The organism is Paenibacillus sp. FSL K6-0108 (assembly GCF_045040695.1).
Taxonomy (GTDB): Bacteria; Bacillota; Bacilli; order Paenibacillales; family Paenibacillaceae; genus Paenibacillus; species Paenibacillus pabuli_B.
Genome location: NZ_CP150288.1, coordinates 170,241 through 196,505, shown reverse-complemented (window position 1 = coordinate 196,505; position 26,265 = coordinate 170,241). Strand labels below are relative to the sequence as shown.

General features: G+C 47.1%; 20 protein-coding genes and 1 tRNA gene. 2 read left to right on the top strand and 19 right to left on the bottom strand.

Annotated features, from left to right (window positions below):
- Nucleotides 1-171 precede the first annotated feature (171 nt).
- From rnr to MHB49_RS00890, 8 genes are all read right to left on the bottom strand, one after another.
- Nucleotides 172-2,946: a ribonuclease R gene (rnr, locus tag MHB49_RS00925; RefSeq protein WP_405154677.1), complete on the bottom strand. Its 2,775-nt coding sequence runs from the start codon at nucleotides 2,944-2,946 to the stop codon at nucleotides 172-174.
- A 447-nt stretch (nucleotides 2,947-3,393) separates the two neighbouring features.
- Entirely contained in the window at nucleotides 3,394-3,627 is a 234-nt protein-coding gene (gene secG, locus MHB49_RS00920) for a preprotein translocase subunit SecG (RefSeq protein ID WP_053782964.1), read from the bottom strand.
- A 217-nt stretch (nucleotides 3,628-3,844) separates the two neighbouring features.
- The gene (eno, locus tag MHB49_RS00915; protein ID WP_090904989.1) at nucleotides 3,845-5,131 is read right to left on the bottom strand and encodes a phosphopyruvate hydratase; all 1,287 of its coding nucleotides are present in this window, start codon (nucleotides 5,129-5,131) and stop codon (nucleotides 3,845-3,847) included.
- A 239-nt stretch (nucleotides 5,132-5,370) separates the two neighbouring features.
- Nucleotides 5,371-6,915 carry a 2,3-bisphosphoglycerate-independent phosphoglycerate mutase gene (gpmI, locus tag MHB49_RS00910; protein WP_405154676.1) on the bottom strand — a complete coding sequence of 515 codons (1,545 nt, stop codon included), beginning with the start codon at nucleotides 6,913-6,915 and terminating at the stop codon, nucleotides 5,371-5,373.
- Entirely contained in the window at nucleotides 6,915-7,667 is a 753-nt protein-coding gene (tpiA, locus tag MHB49_RS00905; protein ID WP_247900239.1) for a triose-phosphate isomerase, read from the bottom strand. Before tpiA ends, gpmI begins: the two co-directional genes overlap by 1 nt.
- Nucleotides 7,668-7,700: 33 nt before the next feature.
- A complete protein-coding gene (locus MHB49_RS00900; RefSeq protein ID WP_247900238.1) occupies nucleotides 7,701-8,882 on the bottom strand; it encodes a phosphoglycerate kinase in 1,182 nt (393 codons plus the stop codon).
- A 149-nt stretch (nucleotides 8,883-9,031) separates the two neighbouring features.
- Nucleotides 9,032-10,039: a type I glyceraldehyde-3-phosphate dehydrogenase gene (gene gap / locus MHB49_RS00895; protein WP_056695277.1), complete on the bottom strand. Its 1,008-nt coding sequence runs from the start codon at nucleotides 10,037-10,039 to the stop codon at nucleotides 9,032-9,034.
- 107 nt (nucleotides 10,040-10,146) lie between these two features.
- Nucleotides 10,147-11,172, bottom strand: a complete 1,026-nt coding sequence (locus MHB49_RS00890; RefSeq protein WP_405154675.1) for a sugar-binding transcriptional regulator — start codon at nucleotides 11,170-11,172, stop codon at nucleotides 10,147-10,149.
- 484 nt (nucleotides 11,173-11,656) lie between these two features.
- Here MHB49_RS00890 and MHB49_RS00885 point away from each other — a divergent pair.
- Both MHB49_RS00885 and clpP read left to right on the top strand, forming a co-directional pair.
- Nucleotides 11,657-11,731, top strand: a tRNA-Arg gene (locus MHB49_RS00885).
- Between the two features lie 179 nt (nucleotides 11,732-11,910).
- Nucleotides 11,911-12,507 (top strand): ATP-dependent Clp endopeptidase proteolytic subunit ClpP, encoded by a 597-nt coding sequence (gene clpP / locus MHB49_RS00880; RefSeq protein WP_072735760.1) that lies wholly within the window; start codon nucleotides 11,911-11,913, stop codon nucleotides 12,505-12,507.
- 488 nt (nucleotides 12,508-12,995) lie between these two features.
- Here the strand turns inward: clpP and MHB49_RS00875 are convergent, their stop codons facing one another.
- From MHB49_RS00875 to MHB49_RS00825, 11 genes are all read right to left on the bottom strand, one after another.
- Nucleotides 12,996-14,093, bottom strand: a complete 1,098-nt coding sequence (locus tag MHB49_RS00875) for a PdaC/SigV domain-containing protein (protein WP_405154674.1) — start codon at nucleotides 14,091-14,093, stop codon at nucleotides 12,996-12,998.
- Nucleotides 14,094-14,458: 365 nt separating this feature from the next.
- Nucleotides 14,459-15,214, bottom strand: coding sequence for an SIMPL domain-containing protein (locus MHB49_RS00870; RefSeq protein ID WP_405154673.1), 756 nt, complete (start codon nucleotides 15,212-15,214; stop codon nucleotides 14,459-14,461).
- A 146-nt stretch (nucleotides 15,215-15,360) separates the two neighbouring features.
- Entirely contained in the window at nucleotides 15,361-15,630 is a 270-nt protein-coding gene (locus tag MHB49_RS00865) for an HPr family phosphocarrier protein (RefSeq protein ID WP_017691248.1), read from the bottom strand.
- A 183-nt stretch (nucleotides 15,631-15,813) separates the two neighbouring features.
- The gene (gene whiA / locus MHB49_RS00860; RefSeq protein ID WP_405154672.1) at nucleotides 15,814-16,752 is read right to left on the bottom strand and encodes a DNA-binding protein WhiA; all 939 of its coding nucleotides are present in this window, start codon (nucleotides 16,750-16,752) and stop codon (nucleotides 15,814-15,816) included.
- A 6-nt stretch (nucleotides 16,753-16,758) separates the two neighbouring features.
- Entirely contained in the window at nucleotides 16,759-17,745 is a 987-nt protein-coding gene (yvcK, locus tag MHB49_RS00855; protein ID WP_247900233.1) for a YvcK family protein, read from the bottom strand.
- 13 nt (nucleotides 17,746-17,758) lie between these two features.
- Nucleotides 17,759-18,658 carry an RNase adapter RapZ gene (gene rapZ / locus MHB49_RS00850; RefSeq protein ID WP_053782949.1) on the bottom strand — a complete coding sequence of 300 codons (900 nt, stop codon included), beginning with the start codon at nucleotides 18,656-18,658 and terminating at the stop codon, nucleotides 17,759-17,761.
- Between the two features lie 54 nt (nucleotides 18,659-18,712).
- Nucleotides 18,713-19,663, bottom strand: coding sequence for an ROK family glucokinase (locus MHB49_RS00845; protein ID WP_405154671.1), 951 nt, complete (start codon nucleotides 19,661-19,663; stop codon nucleotides 18,713-18,715).
- Nucleotides 19,664-20,163: 500 nt separating this feature from the next.
- Nucleotides 20,164-21,195 carry an AI-2E family transporter gene (locus tag MHB49_RS00840; RefSeq protein ID WP_348773237.1) on the bottom strand — a complete coding sequence of 344 codons (1,032 nt, stop codon included), beginning with the start codon at nucleotides 21,193-21,195 and terminating at the stop codon, nucleotides 20,164-20,166.
- A 160-nt stretch (nucleotides 21,196-21,355) separates the two neighbouring features.
- Nucleotides 21,356-22,315 (bottom strand): thioredoxin-disulfide reductase, encoded by a 960-nt coding sequence (gene trxB / locus MHB49_RS00835; RefSeq protein WP_405154670.1) that lies wholly within the window; start codon nucleotides 22,313-22,315, stop codon nucleotides 21,356-21,358.
- Between the two features lie 170 nt (nucleotides 22,316-22,485).
- On the bottom strand, nucleotides 22,486-24,219 hold the full coding sequence (locus tag MHB49_RS00830) for a tetratricopeptide repeat protein (protein ID WP_405154669.1): 1,734 nt from the start codon (nucleotides 24,217-24,219) through the stop codon (nucleotides 22,486-22,488).
- A gap of 191 nt (nucleotides 24,220-24,410) precedes the next feature.
- On the bottom strand, nucleotides 24,411-26,165 hold the full coding sequence (locus tag MHB49_RS00825; protein ID WP_405154668.1) for a hypothetical protein: 1,755 nt from the start codon (nucleotides 26,163-26,165) through the stop codon (nucleotides 24,411-24,413).
- Nucleotides 26,166-26,265: the final 100 nt, after the last annotated feature.

The following is a 26,265-nucleotide window of genomic DNA, read 5'->3' as shown; positions in this document are numbered from 1 at the left end:
TCCTTCTCCGTAAAATAAGCCGGTACCATGCTCTACAGCAGCGCACCACACATTTCCTCAGCTACCACATGCCAGACCTTAATTGTAGCAAGGACCGCTGTTAAAATCAAGAAAGAGGCGGTCTGCGCCGCCCCTTCTCATTACACTCATTTCATGCTCAGCGAAACGCGATTACTTTTTCTTCTTCCGTACAAAAGCCGCCGTTCCGTTGGCAGATGCGCCTTTATTCTTCTTGCGCTTGCGGCGTGGTGCTCCACCTTCCTGAACACCGCCCGGTGTAGCTCCTTCTCCGATAAACACACCGGTAGGTGAGGTGTTTTTGCGTCCACTACCGCCTTTGCCACCTTTACCTCCGCCTTTACCCGATTTGAAGCTGCCTTCACCACGACTGCTGCTGTTCAGAGCATTCCCTTGTCCACCAGCTGAAGTGCCTTCCTGGCCACCCGCTGTAGAACTATAGCCGCCTTTGCCCGAGCCAAAACCAAAGCTTACCGCTCCCTTGCTCCGACCCACTGATGCACCAGCATCTCCAGCATGACGCTCACCTCTCGGTTTACCGCCACCTTTGACACCCGTGCTTCCTGCAGTGTTCGATGCTCCGCTACGACCGCCACGTCCGCCTTTGCTGCTCTCATCGGCAGGACGTCCACCACGTTTGCCGCCCGTACCAGCTGGTCCGCCTTTACCACCACGGGAGCTACCGAATCCACCGGAACCGCTCTTCGCGCCGCCGCGTCCGCCGCCACCAGCAGGACGTCCACCTTTACCGCCACGTCCACCACTGAAGCCACCTGGACGTTCGCCGCGAGGTTTCATGTCAACCATTTCAAAGTCAATCGTGTACTCTTCCATGCTTACACGCGCCACACGAATCTTCACCTCATCACCAATGCGGAAGACCTTGGAGGTACGTTCGCCAATCAGAGCCATATGCTGATCGTCAAAATGGTAATAGTCGTCTGTGAGCGCACTCAGGCGAATCAGACCTTCTACCGTATTTTCCAGTTCAATGAACATACCGAAGCTGGTAACACTGCTGATCATGCCTTCGAACTCTTCGCCGACTTTATCAAGCATGTACTCGGCTTTCTTCATTTTCTCCGTATCCCGCTCAGCTTCAACCGCCACACGCTCACGTTCCGAAGACTGCTGCGCAATGTCGGCCATACGTCCAGCCAAATACTCCTGACGGTTCTCAGGCAAAGCCCCATTGTTCTCAATCACTTCCCGAATAACACGGTGAATGACGAGATCGGGATATCGACGGATTGGCGATGTGAAGTGACTGTAGAACTCTGCCGCCAGACCAAAGTGACCCGACATCTCGGAATCATACTTCGCCTGTTTCATGGAACGCAGCATCATTGTACTGATAACCGTCTGTTCCTTGGTTCCGTTAATGTCCTCAAGCAGGGATTGAAGCGCTCGTGGATGAATCGCGTTGCCACGTCCTTTGACATGGTGTCCGAAATTCGCCGCAAAGGCGAGAAAATTTTGCAGTTTTTCCTGATCCGGATCTTCATGCACACGGTAGATGAACGGAACCTTCAACCAGTGGAAATGCTCTGCTACCGTTTCATTGGCTGCCAGCATGAATTCCTCAATGATTTGCTCCGCAATCGAACGCTCCCGTTTCACGATGTCCACCGGCTTGCATTCCGCGTCCACAATGATTTTGGATTCTTCAAAATCAAAGTCAACCGCACCACGGCGCATACGCATCGCACGAAGCTTCAAGGCAATCTCTTTCATCAAGTGGAAATCATCCACCAGATCCTTGTAACGCTCCAATAATTCAGGCTCTTCACCTTCAAGAATTTTGCGAACGTTGGAATACGTCATCCGCTCTTTGGTCTTGATTACGCTCGTGAAAATATCGTGTTTCACAACCTTCATCTGGTCGTTGAACTCCATCTCACAAGACAGGGTCAAGCGGTCCACCTGCGGGTTCAAACTACATATCCCGTTGGACAAACGCTGCGGCAGCATCGGAATAACCCGGTCCACCAGATATACGCTGCATCCACGGTTGTATGCTTCCTGATCCAGTTTGGAGTTTTCCCGTACATAATAGCCTACATCGGCAATATGAACGCCCAGACGGTAGTTGCCGTTAGGCAGCTTCTCCACATTGACTGCATCATCGAGATCCTTGGCGTCTTCGCCATCAATCGTAACGATATTCAGCCCACGCAGATCGCGGCGACCCTGCTGGATAATTTCTTCTTCCGTAATGGCATCTGGGGCTTTTTCCGCTTCTTCCACTACTTCATCCGGGAAAGCTTCTGGCAGCTGATGTTTACGGATCACTGACAAAATATCAATGCCAGGTTCATCCTTATGACCGAGGATCTCGATCACTTCACCTTCTGCTGCTGCCCGGCCCTCTGGATAGCTGACGATTTTTGCAACAACCTTTTGTCCATCAACAGCCCCATGAAAATTTGTACGCGGTATGAAGATATCTCGGTTAATCCGCTTGTCGTCCGGAATGACGAAGCCATAAACCTCGTGGCTTTGGAATACTCCAACCACCTGCGTGACCGCACGGGTAACAATACGGACAATCTCACCCTCCAAACGCCCACCGGAAGGACCTTGAGAAGTCACTTTAACAAATACCGTGTCGCCGTTCATCGCGCTTTTCATATCATTGGCGTGGATGTACACATCCGGGTGTTCCCGATCCTCAGGGATGAGGAAAGCAAACCCCTTCGCATGAGCCTGCAAACGTCCCCGCACCAAATCCATACGTTCTGGCATTCCATAGCGGTTATTGCGGGTCAGCAGGACTTTGCCGGATTCCTCCAGCGAATTAAGCATAATTAAAAAGGCTTTGAAATCAGCCGCATCTTCAATCTCAAAGTGCTGTTCCAGTTCCTGATAAGTCATCGGTTTATAAGCGGTTTCCCGCATGAAGTCGAGCAATTGTTGTTCTGTTATCATTAATATTCACCTCGGGAAACATAAAAGTGTAATCTTGTCTCATCTCTCTATGTATCAGAAACCTTACCATAGAAAGCCATCTAACTCAGGCCTCACTATCTCATACCCTAGTATACACGAATTCAATCCAGCGCATCCGTACCCTGCAAAATAAACCAAGCATGTGTGGCTCCTCGCATAACCGCGCTTTCATGCATCATAACAGCATTTATGCTACATGTGTATTGCTCTTAAACAGACAGGAAAGAAATGGCCCAGAACAGGGCGAATATGTAGGAAGGTAACCGAACGGAAGTGAGAAGATTCGAAGATCGGAATCGTGTGGTTCATTGGAAAAGACTGGACATGAATATATTTATTAAAAAACCTCCGTTTCTTCTCGAAACGAAGGTTAATCATTCAAGCGTCATGCTCGAAACTATCGAGTTATATAAGGAATTCCATTTCTTACTTGGAGAAAACCGTAACTACGATAGACAAAATGAAGAATCCTGCACCCAGTACAACCGTTGCACGTTGCAGGAAAAGATCCAGTCCGCGCGCTTTCGTTTTACCGAAAAGATGTTCCGCACCACCGGAGATGGCACCCGCCAAACCAGCGCTTTTCCCGTGCTGCAGCAATACTACAGTGATTAGACCGATCGAAAATACGACGAGCAGCAATTTCAAAGCAATATCCATTCTTTCCACCTCCTACCCATGTGGGCATAACATCTCACCATAAAAACAGTTACTTTAATTGTAACACAGCAATTAGCGTGATACAAGTAGTGACTCTCTCTCAGTTCATTTACAATCTAACCCCTTGAGCAGCATCCGTACTCATTCGAATTGCAATGCACTTAATAAAAAAGACAAGCCGGTTACCCGGCTTGCCCGTGAGTTGTCGTAAGACAACTTATTTTTTGAGGTTGTAGAAACCTTTAAGACCATTGTATTGAGCCAGTTCACCCAGTTGATCCTCAATACGGAGCAATTGGTTGTACTTCGCGATACGGTCTGTACGGGAAGGAGCGCCCGTTTTGATTTGACCCGCATTTGTTGCAACAGCGATGTCAGCGATTGTGCTGTCTTCGGACTCACCGGAACGGTGGGAGATTACAGCTGTGTATCCTGCACGTTTAGCCATTTCGATTGCATCGAATGTTTCAGTCAATGTACCGATTTGGTTCACTTTGATCAGGATGGAGTTACCGATACCTTCTTCAATACCTCTACCCAGACGCTCTGTGTTCGTTACGAACAGGTCATCACCAACGAGTTGTACTTTGTCTCCCAATTTCTCAGTGAGCAATTTCCAACCATCCCAGTCATCTTCGGACATACCGTCTTCAATTGTGATGATTGGGTATTTCTCAACCCATGAAGCCAAGAGGTCAACATACTCAGCGGAAGTGTAAGATTTACCTTCGCCAGCAAGTGTATATTTACCATCTTTGTAGAACTCAGTGGAAGCTACGTCCATACCCAGGAATACGTCAACGCCTGGTTTGTAACCAGCTTTTTCGATAGCTTCGATGATTGTTGTGATTGCTTCTTCGTTAGAACCAAGGTTTGGTGCGAAACCGCCTTCGTCACCTACAGCTGTGTTCAAGCCTTTGGAGCTCAGTACGGATTTCAGGTTGTGGAAGATTTCCGCGCCTACGCGAAGAGCTTCTTTAAATGTTGGTGCTCCAACCGGAAGAACCATGAATTCTTGAACGTCGATGTTGTTGTCAGCATGCTCACCACCGTTGATGATGTTCATCATTGGTACTGGAAGAGCTTTAGCGTTGAATCCGCCCAGGTAAACATAGAGTGGCAGGTCCAGAGCGTCAGCAGCTGCGCGAGCTACAGCCATGGATACAGCCAGGATTGCGTTAGCACCCAATTTACCTTTGTTTGGCGTACCATCCAAAGTGATCATCAATTTGTCGATACCCAGTTGATCCAATGCGTCCATACCGATTACTTCTGGAGCGATTGTTTCGTTTACGTTTTTAACAGCTTGCAGAACACCTTTACCGAGGTAACGGGATTTGTCACCATCGCGAAGCTCAACAGCTTCGTGGGCACCAGTGGATGCACCGGATGGAACGATTGCGCGTCCGATTGCGCCGGACTCCAGGTATACTTCAACTTCAACTGTAGGGTTACCGCGGGAGTCGAGGACTTCGCGAGCGTACACGTCAGAAATAATAGTCATGAGTGATAATCTCCTTTAATTTTAAATTTATTTTTAATACGTTCAGAATAGCCTGAGTTTCACCAGTCCACTCCGCACGCAGTACCATCTTCCGATCGCTGTTATCCCCTGATTCCTTTGAAATCATTTCCATAAGTTGGAATCATGTGATAAAGGCGAACGCTTCGCTTCTTCAGATCGGTTCTGCTTGCTTCGTTCCGGGTTCCACTTTGTATTATTCAACAACCTATTAAAACTAATTATTTACGGGTAGCAATAACAGATGTTCCCGTCATTTCTTCCGGTTTAGGCAATTGCATCAAGTCAAGAATCGTTGGCGCGATATCCGCGAGGATTCCGCCTTCACGCAGGGTAACATTAGCATCTGTAACGATGAATGGAACCGGGTTCGTTGTGTGAGCTGTGAACGGACGTCCTTGCTCATCAAACACCATATCCGCGTTACCATGATCCGCAGTAATCAGCACAACGCCGCCTTTTGCGAGAACTGCGTCTACAACACGTCCCATGCACTCGTCCGTTACTTCAACCGCTTTGATTGTAGGCTCCAGCATGCCAGAGTGTCCAACCATATCAGGGTTAGCGAAGTTCAGAATGATTGCATCGTGTTTGTCTGCTTCAATCTCGCGTACACATGCGTCTGCCACTTCATAAGCACTCATCTCTGGTTGCAAGTCATATGTTGCAACTTTTGGTGAGTTGATCAGCACGCGAGTTTCGCCTGGAAGCTCAACATCACGGCCGCCGCTGAAGAAGAAGGTTACGTGCGGATATTTCTCGGTTTCTGCAATACGCAGTTGTTTCTTATTGTTCTGTACCAGAACTTCACCCAGCGTGTTATCGAGGTTTTTAGGCGAATAAGCCACATAACCTTCAACAGTCTCGCTGAACAAGGTCAGGCACACAAAGTGCAAGCCCACAGGGAACTTCGGACCACGGTCGAAACCACGGAAATCCTGGTTCGTGAATACTTGCGACAGTTGGATCGCACGGTCAGGACGGAAGTTGAGGAAAATGACGGAATCCCCGCTCTCCACCAAACCTACCGGCTGGCCATCCGCTTTAACGATAACCGTTGGTTCAACGAATTCGTCAAATACCGATTTTTCATACGATTCTTCAACTGCTTTGAGTGGATCAGTATATTTGGGCCCATCACCATAAACGATGGCACGATATGATTTCTCAACACGTTCCCAACGTTTGTCACGGTCCATCGCATAGTAGCGACCTTGAACCGTTGCGATTTGTCCTACACCGACTTCCTCGATTTTGGCAATCAGCTTCTGCATGAACTCTTTACCGCTATCTGGCATAACATCACGGCCATCCAGGAAGGCATGAATGTATACGTCATTCATTTCTTCTTTTTTGGCGAGATCCAGCATGGCAAACAAGTGGTCGATGTGACTATGTACGCCGCCATCGGACAACAAACCATACAAGTGGAGTTTCTTACCGCTTTGTTTCGCTTCGCGAACAGCTTTAACGAGTGTTTCGTTATCGAAAAACTCACCGTCACGAATCGATTTGGAGATACGAGTCAAATCCTGGTATACGATCCGGCCGGCACCAATGTTCAGGTGACCTACCTCGGAGTTCCCCATTTGCCCTTCAGGCAAACCTACAGCTTCACCGCAAGCAGTGAGAGTTGTGTGTGGGAATTGGCTCATAAAACGGTCATAGTTCGGTTTCTTGGCTTGCGCAACCGCATTGCCTTCCACCGTGTTACGAAGGCCAAAGCCATCCATAATGATCAGTGCTACAGGTTTTGGAGCCGTCATTACTTCGCCCCCTCAACAAGCGCGATGAACGAAGCCGGCTGCAAGCTGGCACCGCCAACAAGCGCGCCGTCGATGTCGCTTTGTCCGAGGTATTCTGTTACGTTCTCAGGTTTAACACTGCCGCCGTATTGAATACGAACTGCGTCAGCAACCTTCTCGTCATACAGACCTTTCACAAGGCTGCGGATGTAAGCAATAACTTCATTCGCATCTTGGGAAGTGGAAGACTTGCCTGTACCAATCGCCCAGATTGGCTCATAAGCGATAACCACTTGCGCTGCCTGATCTGCGGACAGACCTGCAAAAGCAGCTTCCGTTTGCACTTTGCATACGTCTTTTGTTTGGTTCGCTTCGCGCTCTTCAAGCGTCTCACCAAGGCAAAAGATTGGAGTCAATCCGTGACGGAATGCTGCATGCAATTTTTTATTAACAGTCTCATCGGTTTCCGCAAAATATTGACGGCGCTCCGAGTGACCAATAATGACATAATCCACACCCAGGTCTTTCAGCATAACGCCGCTGATTTCACCTGTGAATGCACCGTTGTCTTCAAAATGAAGATTTTGTGCACCAATTTTGATGTTTGTGCCTTTAACGGCTTCTACCAGGGATGGCAGGTTCGTAAACGGTGCGCAAATCACAGTCTCTACGCCTTCAACTTCCGCTTTTCCTTTAACTTCCTGAATGAAGTCATTGGATTCGGAAACCGTTTTGAACATTTTCCAGTTACCTGCGATAATCGGTGTTCTCATGGTTTTCAACTCCTTCATGCTATAGCTTAAAGCTTACTTGTCGTTCAATGCAACTACGCCAGGAAGCGCTTTGCCTTCCATGAACTCGAGGGATGCACCGCCACCTGTAGAGATGTGGTCCATTTTGTCAGCCAATTTGAACTTCTCAGCTGCTGCTGCGGAGTCACCACCACCAATGATGGTGTATGCTTCTGTCTCAGCGCAAGCTTCCGCTACTGCACGAGTACCGTGGGAGAAAGGTTCAATTTCGAACACACCCATTGGTCCGTTCCAAACAACGAGTTTGGAGTTTTTAACGACGTCGGCATAGATCTCACGTGTTTTAGGACCGATGTCGATACCTTCCCAATCTGCAGGAATGTCGCCAACTTCAACGATCTTCGTGTTTGCATTCGCACTGAAATCATCAGAAATCACGATATCCACTGGCAAATAGAAGTTCTTGCCCAATTTTTTCGCTTTTTCGATAAAGCCCAGAGCAACATCCAGTTTGGACTCATCCAGCAGGGATTGACCTACTTCATGACCTTGAGCCTTCATGAATGTGTAGGACAGGCCGCCACCGATGATTACGTTGTCCGCAATGTTAAGCAGGTTGTCGATTACATCGATTTTGTCTTTAACTTTGGAACCACCGATGATTGCAGTGAAAGGACGCTCAGGGTTGGAGATTGCTTTACCCAACACTTCCAGTTCTTTCTCCATCAACAGACCGGATACTGCTGGCAGCAAGTGAGCGATACCTTCAGTTGAAGCGTGTGCTCTGTGAGCCGCTCCGAAAGCATCGTTAACGAAAACGTCAGCCAGTTCAGCAAATTGTTTTGCGAGTTCCGGATCGTTTTTCTCTTCACCTGCGTGGAAACGAACGTTTTCAAGCAGCAATACGTCGCCGTTGTTCAGTTCAGCGACTTGTGCTTTTACGGTTTCGCCAACGGAATCATCCGCTTTAACGACTTTTTTACCGAGCAATTCGGACAAACGCTCAGCAGCTGGAGTCAAACGCATGGATTCAACCACTTCCCCTTTTGGACGACCCATGTGGCTTGCCAAAATAACTTTAGCGCCTTTTTCGATCAAGTAGTTGATCGTAGGAAGCGTGGCACGAATACGTTTGTCATCTGTAATTTTACCATCTTCGAGCGGCACATTAAAATCTACACGGACAAAAGCCCGTTTTCCTGTCAATTCGATATCGCGTACACTTTTTTTGTTCATCTGTATTTCCTCCGCACCCATGTATTTGTTGGACCAATCAAGGGCCCAAATCCCTTGTCAATCCTGGTGTTTTTGAGAAATTTGCAAAATATTGATATATAAAGAGCGGAAACAATAGCATCTGTTTCCGCTCTATGTTATTGCAGATATTACTTGATCATTTTTGCAAAGTGCTCCAAAGTGCGAACCAGTTGAGCAGTGTAGGACATTTCATTGTCATACCAAGCTACAGTTTTAACCAATTGTTGGTCGCCAACAGTCAGAACTTTAGTTTGAGTTGCATCAAACAGGGAACCGAAAGTGATACCTTGGATATCGGAAGATACGATTTCGTCTTCTGTATATCCGAAAGTTTGTGGATCGGAAGCTTCTTTCATTACTGCGTTAACTTCTTCAGCAGTAACTTTTTTACCCAATACAGTTACGAGCTCAGTCAGGGAACCAGTAGCTACTGGTACACGTTGAGCTGCACCGTCGAGTTTACCTTGCAGTTCAGGGATAACCAAACCGATTGCTTTAGCAGCACCAGTTGTGTTAGGAATGATGTTTTCAGCCGCTGCGCGAGCACGACGGAAGTCACCTTTAGGGTGTGGAGCATCCAATGTGTTTTGGTCGCCAGTGTAAGCGTGAATTGTAGTCATCAAACCTTGAACGATTCCGAATTTGTCTTGCAGTGTTTTTGCCATAGGTGCCAGGCAGTTTGTTGTGCAAGATGCGCCGGAGATTACAGTTTCAGTACCGTCGAGGATTTCATGGTTTACGTTGTAAACGATGGTTTTCATGTCGCCAGTAGCTGGTGCGGAGATAACAACTTTCTTAGCTCCACCTTTCAAGTGTTTCTCAGCTGCTTCTTTAGTTGTGAAGAAACCAGTACATTCCAGAACGATATCTACGCCCAGGTCGCCCCAAGGAAGTTCTTCTGGGTTACGGTTAGCCAATACTTTAACTTCTTTGCCGTTCACTTTGAAGAAGCCATCGTGTACTTCAACATCGCCATCGAAGCGACCTTGAGTTGTATCATATTTGAGCAAATGAGCCAGCATTTTAGCATCAGTCAAGTCGTTGATTGCTACAACTTCAATGCCCTCTACATTTTGAATACGGCGGAATGCCAAACGACCAATACGTCCAAAACCGTTAATACCTACTTTAATCATGAGTAAGTTCCTCCCAAGTTTTGATTGATTTTTTTATGAAGCTTATATATTCAAGACAGACGGTGAAGTCCGTCAAGACAACAATGATTGTGGTGCAAAATAAAGCCTTATTCCATTTCAGCGACGATGACTTCAGCAGCAGCCTCATCAATAATCAGAATATCTTCCTGACCAAATCGCAGGACGGAATGTATGGCAGCAGCCTTGCTCTTGCCACCTGCAATCCCGATCACGACATCAGTTCGTTCAATATCCTGTAGTCGCATGCCCAGCGTAAGCATGGTATGTACCACCTCACCCTGATCATTAAAGTAATAACCGAAGGACTCCGATACGGCCCCTTGCTCCTGAAGTTCATCTATGATCTCTGTCGCAAGTTTGCGGCGCCGTGCCATCTCTACGGCATCACCAATTCCATGAATGACGATCCGCGATTTACGGATTAGCTGCAGAATCTCCTGAACACTCGGGTCCTGGATTAGTGATTCGTAGGCATGATCACTAAGCAAATCCGGTACATGTAGGAGTTTGTATTGGGCTCCTACCCGCTTTGCCATCGTGGATGCAATCGTATTGGCCTGAATTTCGAGGCTTTCTCCCAGCCCGCCGCGTGCCGGTACAAACCAGACACCTTTCAGCGATGTTGGCGGAGTCAGCTGCTCAGCGACTTCAGCCGTTGTTGAACCGCCAGTAACGGCGACAACATCGTTATCACTCATAATGTTACCCAGAGCCTTCGCTCCGGCTCTGCCCAGTTCCCGTTTGGCAAATGGAGAAATGTCCGAATCGCCAGGAACCACAACTACCTTTTGCAGACCGTAGGCTTGCTTGATGCGTTCTTCCAGTTCGGATAATCCAAACAGCTCTTTGGCGACGGGTTCCAACTGCTGCAGCAATTCATGCCCTGCCTCACTGATCTTCATTCCTGCACTGTCAATTTCAATAAGTCCCTGAGCCTTTAACAAATCGGTCTCAGCCCTCAGAACCCGCTCGGTCATCTGCATGGAATTGGCTAACGTTCTTCGTCCGATCACATCCGATAACATGATCTGTTGGAGAATCGTATACCTCTTCTTCAAGACATCCATGAGATCAGGCAGAAGCTGCTTTTGCACTTCTAAAATCGTTCGCATGCTTTCCACTCCCGCAAGCTTCTCGTTCCAAGCTCTCTTTCATGGCCCTAAAACGTCCCGGGTTAACTTTTTAAGTCCCACGTCTATTCTACCTAAAACTGACGCGACATGCAAGTGTTTCGAAACGTAAATTCGACACGTTTCAGGCGTTTGTACGCGCCTATTTTCACAATGTCAAACTCCCATGATCGAGAACAACCTGTTCCATACCATATATAGAAGCAAAGCGAAATTTCCATCTACATATTGCTCATTATTGTTTTTCATATGGCATGTCCAAAACCTCTTTTAGCATTTACCTATTTGCATTCTTTATCCACTTATTTTCATCATGATCCAATTCAGGGTAATCCAAACCAAAACGGCGAACATTTGCTTGCAATTCAATTATTCATGAGCTATAATCATTATTGCTGTCACATATTCTGAAACTTCTATTTCAAAACTGCTTTTATGCAGCTATGCTTGCAGCAATAATCAATGTGCGCCCGTGGTCCAATGGATATGACGTAGGCCTCCGAAGCCTGAGATCCAAGTTCGATTCTTGGCGGGCGCGCCATTCTTAATTAGCAGCTCATAACCCTTTTAACCAATGAAACCGGATAGGTTTCTTTTTTTTCAAACTTAGTTTGACTTTCTTTGACTTTTTGTTTGAAATTGTTTATGATGTGGGTAATACGGTAACAGTTTATATATAAACACCAATTTAACATTTACATTTCCGAGGAGGTTTTTCACGTGAGTTATATTCCAATGGTCGTTGAACAGAGCAACCGCGGTGAGCGCGCCTATGACATCTATTCCAGATTGCTGAAGGATCGTATCATCTTCCTTGGCAGTGATGTAAATGACGTTGTGGCGAATGCCATCATGGCACAGATGTTGTTCCTAGCTGCGGAAGATCCGGAGAAAGACATTCACTTATACATCAACAGCCCCGGCGGATCCATTACAGCTGGTATGGCGATTTACGATACAATGCAATTCATCAAACCAGATGTATCTACCATTTGTGTAGGTATGGCGGCTTCCATGGGTGCATTCCTGTTGAACGCAGGTGCCAAAGGCAAACGTTTTGCATTGCCTAACAGCGAAATCATGATTCACCAGCCACTTGGTGGTGCGCAAGGTCAAGCTTCGGACATCGAAATCCGTGCCCGCCGCATCCTGAAAATGCGTGATACCTTGAACCGCATCATCGCTGAGCGCTCAGGCCAACCGCTGGAGCGTATCGAGAAAGATACAGATCGTGACTACTTTATGAGTGCTGCTGAAGCTGCTGATTACGGTATCATCGATAAAGTTATCGAAAACGTAGGTTCCCAAGGCATCTAAGCCGAGGCGAACGCCAATTAAACGGATATACCATATAGCCAACTCAAATGGCATCACCAGTTGAGTTGGCTATATGAAAAAAGGACGCCCTCGTCAATATGACGAGGGCGTCCTTTTTTTGAAGATAATTTAAGAGTGCATAATTCGTTTAAATCTAATAGCATTACAATGGCCCTAGAACCTATGTGAAGACGGACACTACAACAACACGAACACAGCTAATATTAACGTACATCACATCTGACGAACTGAGCACACGCTATTGACCATCATTTCAACGAAATGGAATTCTAACGAATCACAGAAATGTTATCGTTGCTAAATGTGCCCGTTTTCTTTCGATTTCCCCGTTTTTTCACTCCATAGCCTCTCTAAGATTCGTTACAATATCCCAAGCCTCATATCTAGCCTTATAAGATGCAACAGGTTCGTTAGAGTTCAAGATATCCAATGAATTACTTAAGGAATGACTGATACTTCCGATACTCTTACTTGCTGGACGTTAAGCCACTAAATGGCGCTGTGCCTTTAGGCAGCAACTCTTTATATGTGAATGTGAATTCCGGGAAACCCTCCGCGTAAGCTGTGTACTCATACAACTGGAAGAATACAACTACACCTGTTGGAGTTACATAGAAATCCTGATCTTTATTCAGACCTTTATAACCTTCAAGATATCCACCGCGAGCTTTAAGCTGATCTCCCACTTTTTTGCTCACCGTTTCACGCACGGTTTTGTTATTTTGAATCACATCGTCCAGACTCAGTTCCTTACCAGAATCCAGGGCAAAGGTGTGTCCTGAACGAGTCGTCATGCCATGTGCACCAGCGTAGTCCTCATAACGCTGAGTAACCAGACCCAACACACCATTTTCATTGTACGTCACGACATAAGTGCTCTCAAATGCATATGGACGGTTAGCTGCTGCGTCGCCTAATTCCTTGGTTTGTTTTTTGAAATCTGCTACAAAAGCATTGGCTTCATCTTTGAGCACTTTATTGATTGCCGCTTCTGCTTTATCGTTAGCCAGTCCGCTTACCTGAGGATATTGAATATCGACTTCAGCGTTCTTGATGCTGACTTTTACTGTTGCCGCTTTGACCGTTACGCTATTTTGCTTCACTTTGCTCAGCGTTAATGTCTTGGCTTTTCCATCCCAGCTGCCCTGAACACCCAAATAATCTCTCATTGCAGAAAATGGAACATACAAACGGCCATTAATCAGCTTCGCTTCGAATTGTGGGTAGTAGTTGTTAATTCTAACACTCGGTGCCCCATCAATCATGCTGATCGTCATCGTATTATTAGCTGCCGTTAAGGCGTACTCCTTAGCCTTTGCATCATATTTCAAACTTCCACCTGCAACATCTTTCACCGCAGTAAGCGATACCCAAGTAGAGCCACCTTGAAGGAGTCCTTTTTGAGTAAGCGTTTTGCCTCCCGATTTCAGAGTTACCTCCGTAGGTGTTGTCACTTTTGTCGATACCGAAGCTGCTTGTACGGAACTATCCTGCCATACAGCCCCGCTCCCCACAATAATTCCTGCCGCCAGTAGTGCACTAGTCCATTTTTTCCATGATGTCATATATATAACTCCTCTCTCGAATTCAAATTTGAGTGTCTTTGCGTATGTATCCTGATTTGATCGTATGCCTCATACGCTCACCTCTTTATTATAATTAACCCAATTCCGGAAAGGTTTACAGCTCCAGTTACAATGTTGTTCAATCCAGATGCGTATAATGAAGGTTTTGTTACGAACAAATGGACAAAAAAGATACCAAATATCAGCAATATATTTCGTCATATTTCATCTTTTCTTTTCAAACTTCATCAAAGTTTGCCTTTACAACAAAAAAAGACGCTGTCCATTGGACAACGTCTTTGTCACTATTGCCTTTCGCCCGCCCGAGCATCTCTTTAACGGACCTTCGGCAATCATCATTTTGCTTATTTCATTTCATAAGTAATATTCAGCGTTGTGCTTACTTTAACCTGACCCGTTTCAATGGCTGTACCGCCATCTGCCTCTGACTTCGCTTGGGACATCAGAGACTCACTTGCATAGAATACTGGTACATTAGCGTTGCCTTGGCTTACAGAAAGAACAGCACCCAGTTGGCGTTTAACTGCTTTTGCAATCGCTCCAGCTTTTACATCGGCATTAGCAACAGCTTTCTCAATCACTTGAGCTTCATAGTTCTCCGGTTTTTCGACCGTGAAACGCACATTTTCAATGTTGTTTGCACCTGCTTGAGATGCAGCATCCAGGAGTTCACCAATCTTGTCCATTTCCCGGTAAGTTACAGTAAGCGTGTGATGAGCTGTGTACCCTTTGATCTTCTGTCCGTCTTTATCGCTATACGTGTAGTTAGGCTGTACGTAGAACTGGCTGGTTTGAATATCATCCGCACTGATTTTCCACGTACTTTTCAGCAGATTGCTAACCTTTTGAATTTTCGCTGCATTCGCTTTTTGTGCAGAGGCTGCGGTATCTGCCGTACTGTTCACTCCGATGGAAAGATAAGCGATGTCAGGCTTTACCTGAATCTCACCTGTACCCACAACGTTAATCATGTTTTGCTGTACCCCCTGTACCTCAGCAGCATATGCATAATTACTAGGTGCCACCCACGCAGTACCCCCTACTAGCAATGTACCTGCGACCATCACCGCGCCAAGCGGTTTCATCCATAATTTACTCATCACGTTAGCCTCCTCAAGTTTTAACATCTCTAACTCAAATCGATTTGATACCTAACAGACGGGCTTAATTCCATAATGTTGCACTTGACAGCCTTAAAACGCAAAAAAGCCCCTTTCGGGACTTCTTCATTGGTTCAAATCATATCTTATTGGTTCTCAAGCTCTTCCTTGCTAACCAGACTAACTAAAGCGTTTACAGCCTGTTCGGCGTCCGCGCCCTCTGCACTAATCTGGATTTCCGTACCAGTACTGATTGCAAGGCTCATGATCCCCATGATACTTTTTGCATTTACTTTTTTGTCGTCCTTCTCGACGAACACTTCAGATGAGTACTTATTCGCTTCTTGAACGAACAGTGCCGCAGGTCTGGCATGGAGACCCGTTTTCAAACGGACAACTACCGGGTGCTTTGTCATGGAAACTTACCCCCTATTATGAAATCTGGACATTAAATACACAATTATATTTATAACATTATACCATATAACCAGAGCAGGACACTAGAAGAAAAAACTCAGGGTGATTGGGATGTCATTATTATGACCCATTTTAGCCTTTTTACATCACCTCATTACACCTGAGCCGTCCTCTTCTTAATATTAAACGTAACGCTCGGTACGAACCTTTTCTGCCAGCTCATCAATCTTGCGAAGCCGGTGATTCACTCCGGACTTGCTGACTGTACCCTTAAGCAGTTCGCCTACTTCCTTCAAGTTGATATCCGGATGGGCGAGTCTGACTTCAGCCACTTCACGAAGCTTTTCGGGCAGCGACTCCAGGCCAACTTCCTTCTGCAACAATTTGATATTATCGATCTGTCTGACTGCTGCTCCAATCGTTTTGTTCAGGTTAGCCGTCTCGCAATTGACGATTCGATTGACAGAATTACGCATATCTCGCATGATACGTACATCCTCGAACTTGAAAAGGGCTTGATGTGCTCCAATGATACTGAGCAACTCAATGATCTTCTCGCCTTCCTTGATGTATAGGATGAATCCTTTTTTGCGTTCTATACACCGGGCATTGAGATGAAATTCATTCGCCAGATCCACCAGGGCCTGACAATGCTCCTCATACATGGATGCAATCTCCAGGTGGTAAGATGAACCTTCTGGATTGTTCACTGAGCCTCCTGCCATAAATGCTCCGCGAAGATAAGCACGTTTACAGCAGTTTTTGTTAAACAGCTCTCCATTGATCCCGGGAGTAAACAGAAATCCTTCAGAAACAATGAACAGATCTTTTAAAATCTCCTGTACCATGGTCGGAATCCGAACAATATACACATTGTTCTTTTTCAGCCGCATTTTTTTGCGGACAAGCAATTCCGTATGCACTTGAAAATGCTTTTTAAGCAGAGAGTATGCCCGTCTTGCAATGGCGGCATTCTCCGTCGAAATATCCAAGATGACTTTTTTATTCGATAACTGCACCGCACCAAGCATACGGATGAGGGCTGAAAGTTCCGCCTTTTCGCAGCACGGTTCGCTTTCAATCATCGTTAGTTCTTTTTTGGTCTGTGCTGCAAACGACATGGGACTTCACCTCTTCCGTAACATCCAATTTTGTACAAGCTGGTAGATGTGATGGCTCAGTTTGTCGGCATCATGACGCAGATAGGTTCGGAATAAGACCAACGTATCCGCAACGACTTGATAACCGGAACTTTTCAGCACATCCATATCCAACACAACCGGTTTAGCTCCTTTTTCCGCATACTTATTCTGCACTTGCAGCGGAATTTCACCATTATTTACAATGACATAGTCAAAAATTTGGTGCCCAACATGTTCATGTACAGCTTTGAGGTGGTCACTCACCGTGTAATTATCCGTCTCTCCCGGCTGTGTCATCACATTGCAAATAAACATTTTCATAGCGTCAGCCTCTACAACAGCTTCAGCAAGCTTAGGCACAAGCAGATTGGGCAGAATGCTTGTGTAAAGACTACCCGGTCCGATCAGGATAGCGTCTGCCTGACGAATGGCCTCGACAGCCTCTGGCAACGGCTCCACGTGATCCGGTTCAAGGAAAACGCGTTTGATCCTCAGTCCAGCTTCAGGGATCTTGGACTCGCCCGTAACAATTGAGCCATCTTCCATCTCTGCATGCAGAATAACGGCCTGCCCTGCTGCGGGCAACACCTCACCCCGAACGGCAAACACGCGGCTAAGTTCCCGCACAGCGGTTACGAAGTCGCCCGATATATCCGTCATTGCAGCCAAAATCAAATTACCCAGGCTGTGGCCTGCAAGCCCCGCGCCTGTGTTGAAGCGATAATTCAGCATATCCGACAATAACGGTTCTACATCAGCAAGCGCCGTAAGTACGTTACGAATGTCGCCCGGAGGCGGCATTTGCAACTCATTACGTAGGATGCCCGAACTTCCTCCGTCATCCGCCACCGTCACGATGGCCGTGATGTCCAGCGGCTTTTCCTTCAAACCGCGCAGCATCACGGATAATCCGGTTCCGCCGCCCATTACTACAATTCTCGGACGTTCTCTTCGTGGTCCGGCTTCTTTCATCCCTTCACCCTCTTCAATGACGGTCCCGGTCGGCGTCGCGATGGCTCACGGTGACAGCCTCAGTTTCGCTGCTTCCCAACATTTTGCCCAAATATTCCGATATTGCTACCGAACGATGCTTGCCTCCGGTACAGCCGATTCCAATAATAACCTGGCTTTTGCCTTCCTTCCGGTATTGCGGAATCAGAAAATGCAGCATATCCAGCAGCTTGGTCAGAAAGGCCTGCGTCTCCGGCCATTTCATAACATATTCATATACATCACTATTCTGTCCCGTATTCGGACGTAAATGTTCAATATAATGCGGATTTGGCAAAAAACGAACATCAAATACCAAATCCGCATCAATTGGAATACCGTATTTGAACCCAAATGACGTAATATTTACCGACAGCATATGGCTTTCCAGATGAGAAAAGCGTGATATGATGCGCTCTTTCAGTTGAGCAGGCTTCATCGTACTGGTATTCAGTACTTGAGTCGCGGAATTTTTAAGTTCCTCCAGCATTTTACGTTCCAGCCGGATGCCATCCAGCGGCATACCCTCAGGTGCAAGCGGATGTCTGCGTCTGCTCTCTTTATAGCGCTGGACTAATACAGAGTCTGTCGCGTCCAGGAATAATATTTCGCAATGAATGGTAAAATGATCTTTAATATAGTTCAGTGACTCGGACAAAGCCGTAAAGAACTCACGCCCGCGAAGGTCAATAACCAGTGCGACCTTGCCAATTTTGCCGTTCGATTGTTCAATCAACTCCGCGAATTTTGGAATCAATACTGGTGGAAGATTATCCACACAGAAAAAACCAAGATCCTCCAGGCTTTGTACTGCAATCGTCTTGCCTGCTCCGGACATGCCCGTAATGATAATGAGCGTGGCGCCTGTGCCCGGTGATACTTCACCTTCAAGCATAATTGTCCCCTCCTTATCATATTGCTGTCGGATTATACTTTACGTACGAGGTTACTAGGAACGCAAGAGAAGACCAGCCGCGCCAACAATCCCTGCATTATTGCCCAACGTTGCTTCGAGAATTGTAACCCCTTCTTGCAGCGGTTCAGGTGTCAGTTTCGCAAATACAGCACGCACTTCATCAAACAAAATGTTACCCGCTTTGGATACTCCGCCACCGATAATGAACATCTCAGGGTTAATCACAGCCGCTACAGCCGCCATTGATTTACCCAGATAGAACGCTGCACGGTTGACGATACGAAGCGCAACTTCATCGCCCGCTTTGGCTGCATCAAATACTTCCTTGGCTGCAATCTTGTCGACGAGTGCCAGTGATGTATGATCTCCACGCTCTACAGCGTCTTTGGCCATACGAATAATACCGGTTGCCGAAGATACAGTTTCCACGCATCCCATTTTACCGCATCCACACTGGATTGCTTCCAGATCAGGGACAACACTGACATGACCGAGCTCACCAGCCATACCGGAGAAACCCTGATAGATCTTGCCATTCAGAATCAGTCCGCCGCCAACGCCTGTACCAAGCGTATAGCATACACAATTGTCAACGCCCTTACCAGCGCCTGCCCAGGCTTCGCCCAGTGCAGCCACGTTTGCATCGTTATCTATTTTGACCGGCTTGCCCAGACGTTCTTCCAGAATCGAACGAATGGCTACATTCCGAAATCCGATGTTAGGGGCAAGAACGATAATTCCCTCGCGTACATTGGTGAACCCGGCCACGCCCGCTCCCACACCTACAAGCTGTTCCCAGCTATATGGCGATTCGGCAACGATATGACGGACATACTTCTCGATGTTGGCAATGACCGTGTCAACGCCCTTATCCACTTCAGTCGGTCCTTCATACGTATGCATAAGCTGACCGTGTTCATCACATATACCGACTTTAATTGCTGTTCCGCCGAGATCGACCCCAACGTAGATTTTCTCAGACATGCTACAAGCCACCTTTATCTATCTATAATAGTTTAATCCTACGTACCAACTATAATTGAAGGATACGCCTGGGTCAAGACGATAAGACCTTTGCTGTGATTAGCTTCCTCGCTATTGTGAACAACATCACAGGCTATTTTTGAATACGTATACAACCTCATTTGTCTCTATTAAAAACGCAAGCTCTATTCCTTCCTCCATATAGGAGGAATCCTCAACTCATGATATTGCATCTCCACTCGTTCCATGCGTAAAAGATGACAATTGTCATCTGAATTTCATGACAATCCTTACTAATTACGTCTCAGGCAGTTCGGCAAGATGGAAATATCTTATAGAACAGAACAAGGACGTGATTCAAGATGAGCTCACCCGTGGTTCAGTTGTTGCAACCCTTAGCCTTAACGGCGCAAAAACGCCTTCCCAATAACAGAAGGCGTTTCTCTACTTTTATGAACATTACCTAAAACCGTTACCTTCAGCAGCTATTCAGCAACTGGTCACAACTTCGTTTCCACACGCACGGGCTCTTCCGTCTTCTCCATCTTGTTGACGTCCAGAATATCCAGCAGGAAGACAAAGATGGGAATACCGATAATGAGTCCCCAGATCCCCAGGAAATGTTGAGACAGGATCAGTACGATAAACGTGTAGAACATCGGCAATTTGGTCTTGTGTGCCATCAGCTTTGGATTCAGGAAGTACGTCTCCAGCGCATGAATGATAATGATCATGATGACCACGATAACGCTGAGCTGTAATCCACCCAGTTGATAACCGATCAGACACAGTGGAATCAGTGAGATGATAACCCCCGCAACAGGTACCAGGCTCAGCATGAATACCAGAATGGTCAAGGCGAACAAATACGGGAAACCGAGTATCCATAATCCCAGAATCGTCAAACCTGTATTGAACACTGCAATCAACAACTGTGCCTCGATCACTTTACCAAAAGAAGAGACAAATTTATCTCCGAGATAAGCCACTTCATTATAGAACCAGCCGATCTTGCTTGTTTTGAACTTGGAGGTGAACTTGGAAATCTCCCGCTTCTGCAACAAGAAGAACAGACTCAGGATAATGACCAGCAGAATGAACTCCAACCATTTGCTTAACGCAAAAATATACTTCAGTGCGTCGTTGGTATAGTTTTTGATATCGAACGATTGAAGATAACCTGCAATTTTGGAAGCAAAATTATCTCCGTCAGCAGTATCAAGGAACTTCATGATCTCATTCGTTAACTGAACAACCTGATCCACAATTCGTGGTGAATACCTGGAGATGCCCAGTACAATGGCTGCAATAACGATAAGATAGAGCAGAATGACTACGACTTTATAGTTAACCGGAAATAAACGATTTAACTTCTCTGTGATAAAATGCTGCAGCCTGTTCATGACATACGTCACCAGGAATAACAGCAAAATCATGTGCAGCATACTCCCCATGCTGAAAAGCACCAAACAAAACAACAGCAGGATCAAAAATCGCCGCACTGTTGCATTCTGTAACCAATCTTTTATCATTTCCCCCAAAGTCTTCACCTCACAGCTAATATGCCCATTATGTATACGATCTCATGCCCATTTTGGTTTCAAAAAAAGAGAAGCCTTCCGGCTTCTCACATCATGAGACTTCCCGTTGTCTCTTATACTTAATTTATGCCAGATCATATCCTTTTCATGCTTACTTATCCAGTGTTTCGCTCCAGTCATGTACAATGCTGCCTTCAAGAAATTTCTCGCAGTCCATTGCTGCCATACATCCTGAACCTGCTGCTGTAATAGCCTGACGATACTTCGTATCCTGGACATCACCACAGGCAAATACACCCGGAATGTTGGTTTCGGTGGTACCCGGTTTAACAACAACATAGCCATGTTCATCCAAAGTAATCTGGTTACCCAGAAAACCCGTATTCGGTGTATGTCCAATCGCAACGAATACGCCATCCGCTTCAAGCAGCTCTTCCTGTCCGGTCTCGTTATTGCGGACCTTAAGCCCCTTAACGCCAAGAGCCTCAGGCACCACTTCGAGTGGCGTACGGTTCAAAGCCCATTTCACCTTCTCGTTGCTGCGAGCCCGATCCTGCATAATTTTCGATGCACGTAATTCGTCCCGGCGGTGGACCAAGGTAACATCTGTTGCAAAACGGGTCAGGAAGCTGGCTTCTTCCATAGCGGAGTCTCCACCGCCAACAACGACGATCTTTTTACCACGGAAAAAGAATCCGTCACATGTGGCGCATGTACTTACCCCACGTCCCACATTTTCCTGCTCTCCCGGAATGCCGAGATAACGGGCCGAAGCGCCGGTAGAGATAATGATCGAATCGGCTTCCAGTTCACCGATGCCTCCAACTTTAACCTTGAAGGGCGGTTTGCTGAAATCCACTTCTTCCACCCAGCCATTTTTGAACTCAGCTCCAAAACGCTCCGCTTGCTTACGCATATTGTCCATCAGTTCCGGACCCATAATGCCTTGCGGGAAACCAGGGAAATTCTCAACTTCCGTTGTTGTCGTCAATTGACCGCCCGGCTGAAGACCTTCGATTACCAGTGGGTTTAGATTAGCACGAGCCAGATATATCGCTGCTGTCAGACCCGCAGGTCCGGTACCGATCACAATCGTTCTGTATTTAGACATATAGATACAGCCTCCTTAATAAGGTTGAGAGTGTGTTGAGTGGCGATTAACTTGCTATGATGATATCCTACAGGCATGTCGAGACCTATCGTTAAGTTTACCCGTTTTCCAGGCCTATGTATCCTTCACGCAATGAAGTCTATCCCCAAGCGAGAAATTTCAAGGAACATTTACTGGACCGGTGGGTTGGAATTGCACACTTTATTAATTTGCCGTGCATATTTGCTGACTGTGGCAGCTGATATGCCATACCGTTCGGCTATGCTTTGGTAGGTCACTGGACGACTGTGAATTTTGGCAGCCAGATATTCCAATCCTGCAGCCAAGCCTTCAATTTGTTTCGCGCCAGGCACCTCCGGGTGTACGCGAGATACATAGTCGGTCCACAGCCGCTCCATTTCTTGCTGCAATTCGGCTTTGGCTTCAGACATCTGTAACGCCCGGTCCACGACCGCCTGCCAATGCGATGAAGGCTTCGTCTCCGCTTGTTCCGTCATCGACTCCATCTTCGGAATGGTGCGATTGCTCAATGCAGTTAGCGGCCGCAGAACAGAAGATTCATCCTGCTCAGCTCCTTCTGCATCCAGACCGTTTAATACGGAACGAGCGGCTTCCACCAGTTCCTGCTCTTCACCAGGTTCCTGGATGAAGGATTGCAGTGCCTGCTGCACCTCATAATCACCGATCATGCCAAGGGCATGAATGACCTGAAGCTTGGTTGCCCGATCCCCATGTCGCAATGCCCAGAAGAAAGAGGAACGGATCAAGGGATCAGTTTTCATCTCTTCAGGTATGCCGTTGCCATAGTTCTCCCATTGTCTGAATTGCTCGTCAAATGGCAGATGATAGTGATAGCTTAGTTTCTCCGGATCTTTCTCTCCCTGTCTCACAGCCTCAAGACCTGATAGATAGTACCGGGATACTTCCGAACCCGGGTCCAGCTTGCCCACATGACGCCACAGACGTTCAGCGGAATCGTAACGTTCCGTATTATAAGCCGCGACTGCTGCATAATGGGCGAGAGCCGGGTCCGCAGCGGTTTCTTCATCCTTCAACAGGCGACGGAAATGTACATAAGCCGTATCATGTTGGCCCAGAATACCCATCGTGGTAGCCAGCTTGTAGACCTGTTCGTGCTGGAACGGCACGATGACACGCAATTTTTTGATCAGAAGCAGCACTTGGTCGACTCGATTCTCGTTCTGATGAAAGATCGCGAGATTACATAGCGCATGCAGATTACCAGGCTCCTGCTCCAGCACCTCGGCAATCGTCTCTTTTGCTTTGGGGAACAGCCCCATATAATAATAGGCAAGCGCCAAGTTGTTGCGAGCAGCCAAATAATCAGGGTAATCGGGTGACATGCCTTCCAGCAGCTCAGCCGCCTGTGCAAACTTCCCTTGTTCCAACAATTCCCGCGCCTGATCGTGCTCAACGACACCTTTACGTGATTTGATCCGGTTCAATTTGGCTGGTCGATCCAGCTCGTAATACAGAAGCTCCATCATCTCTTCGGCTTCCGTCATAAACTGACCTTGGGTATCCTCCTCCAAATACGTAACAAGCGCTTGCTCAGCTTCTTCAAACCGATCCATATTCGCATAATTGTTCGCCATGTAGAAATAACATTCCGTCATGGACGGATCTACCACGTCGAGCACATGTGCAAGAACGGCATTGGAAGCCTCGTAATCCCCCTTCTCTGATAATATACCCGCCATATTACAATGATTCACCGGATTTTCCGGTTCATATTCAACAGCTTTACGAAAATATTTTAATGCCTTGTCGACGTGATTACGGTCCAGCGAGCGGACAGCTCTCTCAAAAAAGAAAGAAGCATCCAAGTGAATCGGTATAACATTGGCAAGGTGTCCCTCAGCCCGCAGTAGCTTGCCCTTCATCTTCCAAGGCACCTCCTCTTTGCTTTCATTCATACTCTCCAGTATACCACATCTTAAGGCCCACTTCTCAAGATGTAGTTTCATGTCGTTTATGCCAAAAATGCGCAAAAAGATGACACTTCTCATCCCTTTCGAATGAAATGTCATCTTTTTGCTTCTTGTACTCTTTCGTATAAAGAGATTCATCAGAATTACAGCTTCAACGCCATGGATGGCGATAGAGTGATATGAACCGTCTTGTGGAAAGGGGTCATAAAGTTAACCAGCACAACCTTACAATTATTAGGCAGCTTTGCTTCACGTACGGTTGCTGCCAAATGCCCCACCTCGCCTCCGGTCAGCTCAATCCAGTCATCTCCACAGGAATAACGCAATGTGCCGCTCTTCCACAGATAATGGCCTTCATCCGTCTCAAGCAATTCCCCCTGGGAAAGCTCGCCCTCGCTTCCGAACACAAAAGACAGCTGCACCATAATCTGCTCTGGCTGATCTCCTGCCAGTTTTAGTGTCCAGCCATTTTCCGTTCGTAGTACTTCCGTCTGTACAAGGAATGTCTGCTCATGGGTGAGCGCTCGACTCTGATGGGGCAACAAATACCACGGACTGATGTCTGTTCTCGCCGTCTCAGGCAGTTGGCTATCCGGAATCGGACCGTAATAGCCTTTCTTCTGTTCGCCCGTCAGGCGGTAACCTGCTGGCAATCGAGACATGTGCTGCATCGGCACATATCCTGGATTAAAATAGGAAGCCAACTGAACGGCCAGCAGACGTACCGCACCATGACGAAGGGCAAAGAATGAAGGCACCTCGGTCATTACAGTCGCACTTGTATTACCGGAACGAATACGTGCTACAGGTGCGCCGAAGTCCGTATGCAACCGGCTGTGTGAGATGCGTCCATGATGTCCTGCCGAATCCATTCGCTGTAAATAGTCCTCCCGCACAAATCGTTCGTTCAGTATGATCTCGTACCGCTCAGGCAGCTGTTCGTGTGTCTTACCTGCCTGCTGCTGAAGCTCAGGCTCCAGCAGCATCCGGACGAGCGCATTGACCGAGCAGACGCCGGGATCTGTTAACATTTCTCCAGCCCAATCGGCCATGCCGGCAAAGATCGGATCACCGTCCAACCGAGCCAAAATGGCATACGGCAAGTAATACGGTGATAAATCATGTACGCTCCCCAAATCCTGGCGACCTGAGTAATCCGTAACCACCTCACCTGTTGGATGTACAAGATACACCATCATACGAAGATTGAGTCTCACCGGGTCCAGCAATTCGGGACGGTTCAACAGCCGTGCCGCATGAATCAGCATGATGTCGCTAACCGCGCTGTAGATTCCGTTGCTTCGTTCCGTCCACTCCCCATCAGGCGTAATATCCATCCCTTCAGCCAGCCATTGCTCTGCACGCTGCACAGCTTCCTCCAAGTCAAACAATTGATGCAGGAAACCGAGCGCCGCGCATAGCACCCAGCGATGATTCGGCGTATGACAGCCTCCAGTCAGCAAGACTGGAACAGTTCGTTCCAGAAACAAGCGCATATTGGCCAGTACAGGCTGCAATGGCTCCCAGTCCTGCTGCTGAAGCAGTTGATATAACTGGGAATATCCCACGACAAGAAATGCGGTATCCGGCGGAGAATGGGAATTGGTCCAACCGGGGGAGATGGAGCCATCTCCATGTTGATTGCGGAGTACGTACTCCGATGCAAGCTGCAGACGATTTAACAGATCTTCATCCCGATAAAAGATCGAATCGGGATTGGCGATTGCCGCTCCCCAGTAACACATATCCGTAGGTGTTCCGGTCGTGTGGTTAACCCAGGCAATGCCTGTAGAGGGATCAATCGTTCCTCCATAATAACGGCTTTCCGGGTCAATTTCCTGTCGGGATATCCCCCTTTGCACTGCTTTGTCATTGCTGTCCACCAGTTGCCTGTACATGTGTATTCCCTCCAAACGAATGCATTTGCCGATGTGCCAACGACCTGCGGTTGCCCTTCCTGATTCGGCCGGAATACAAGCAGATCCTGTACATGGCAGT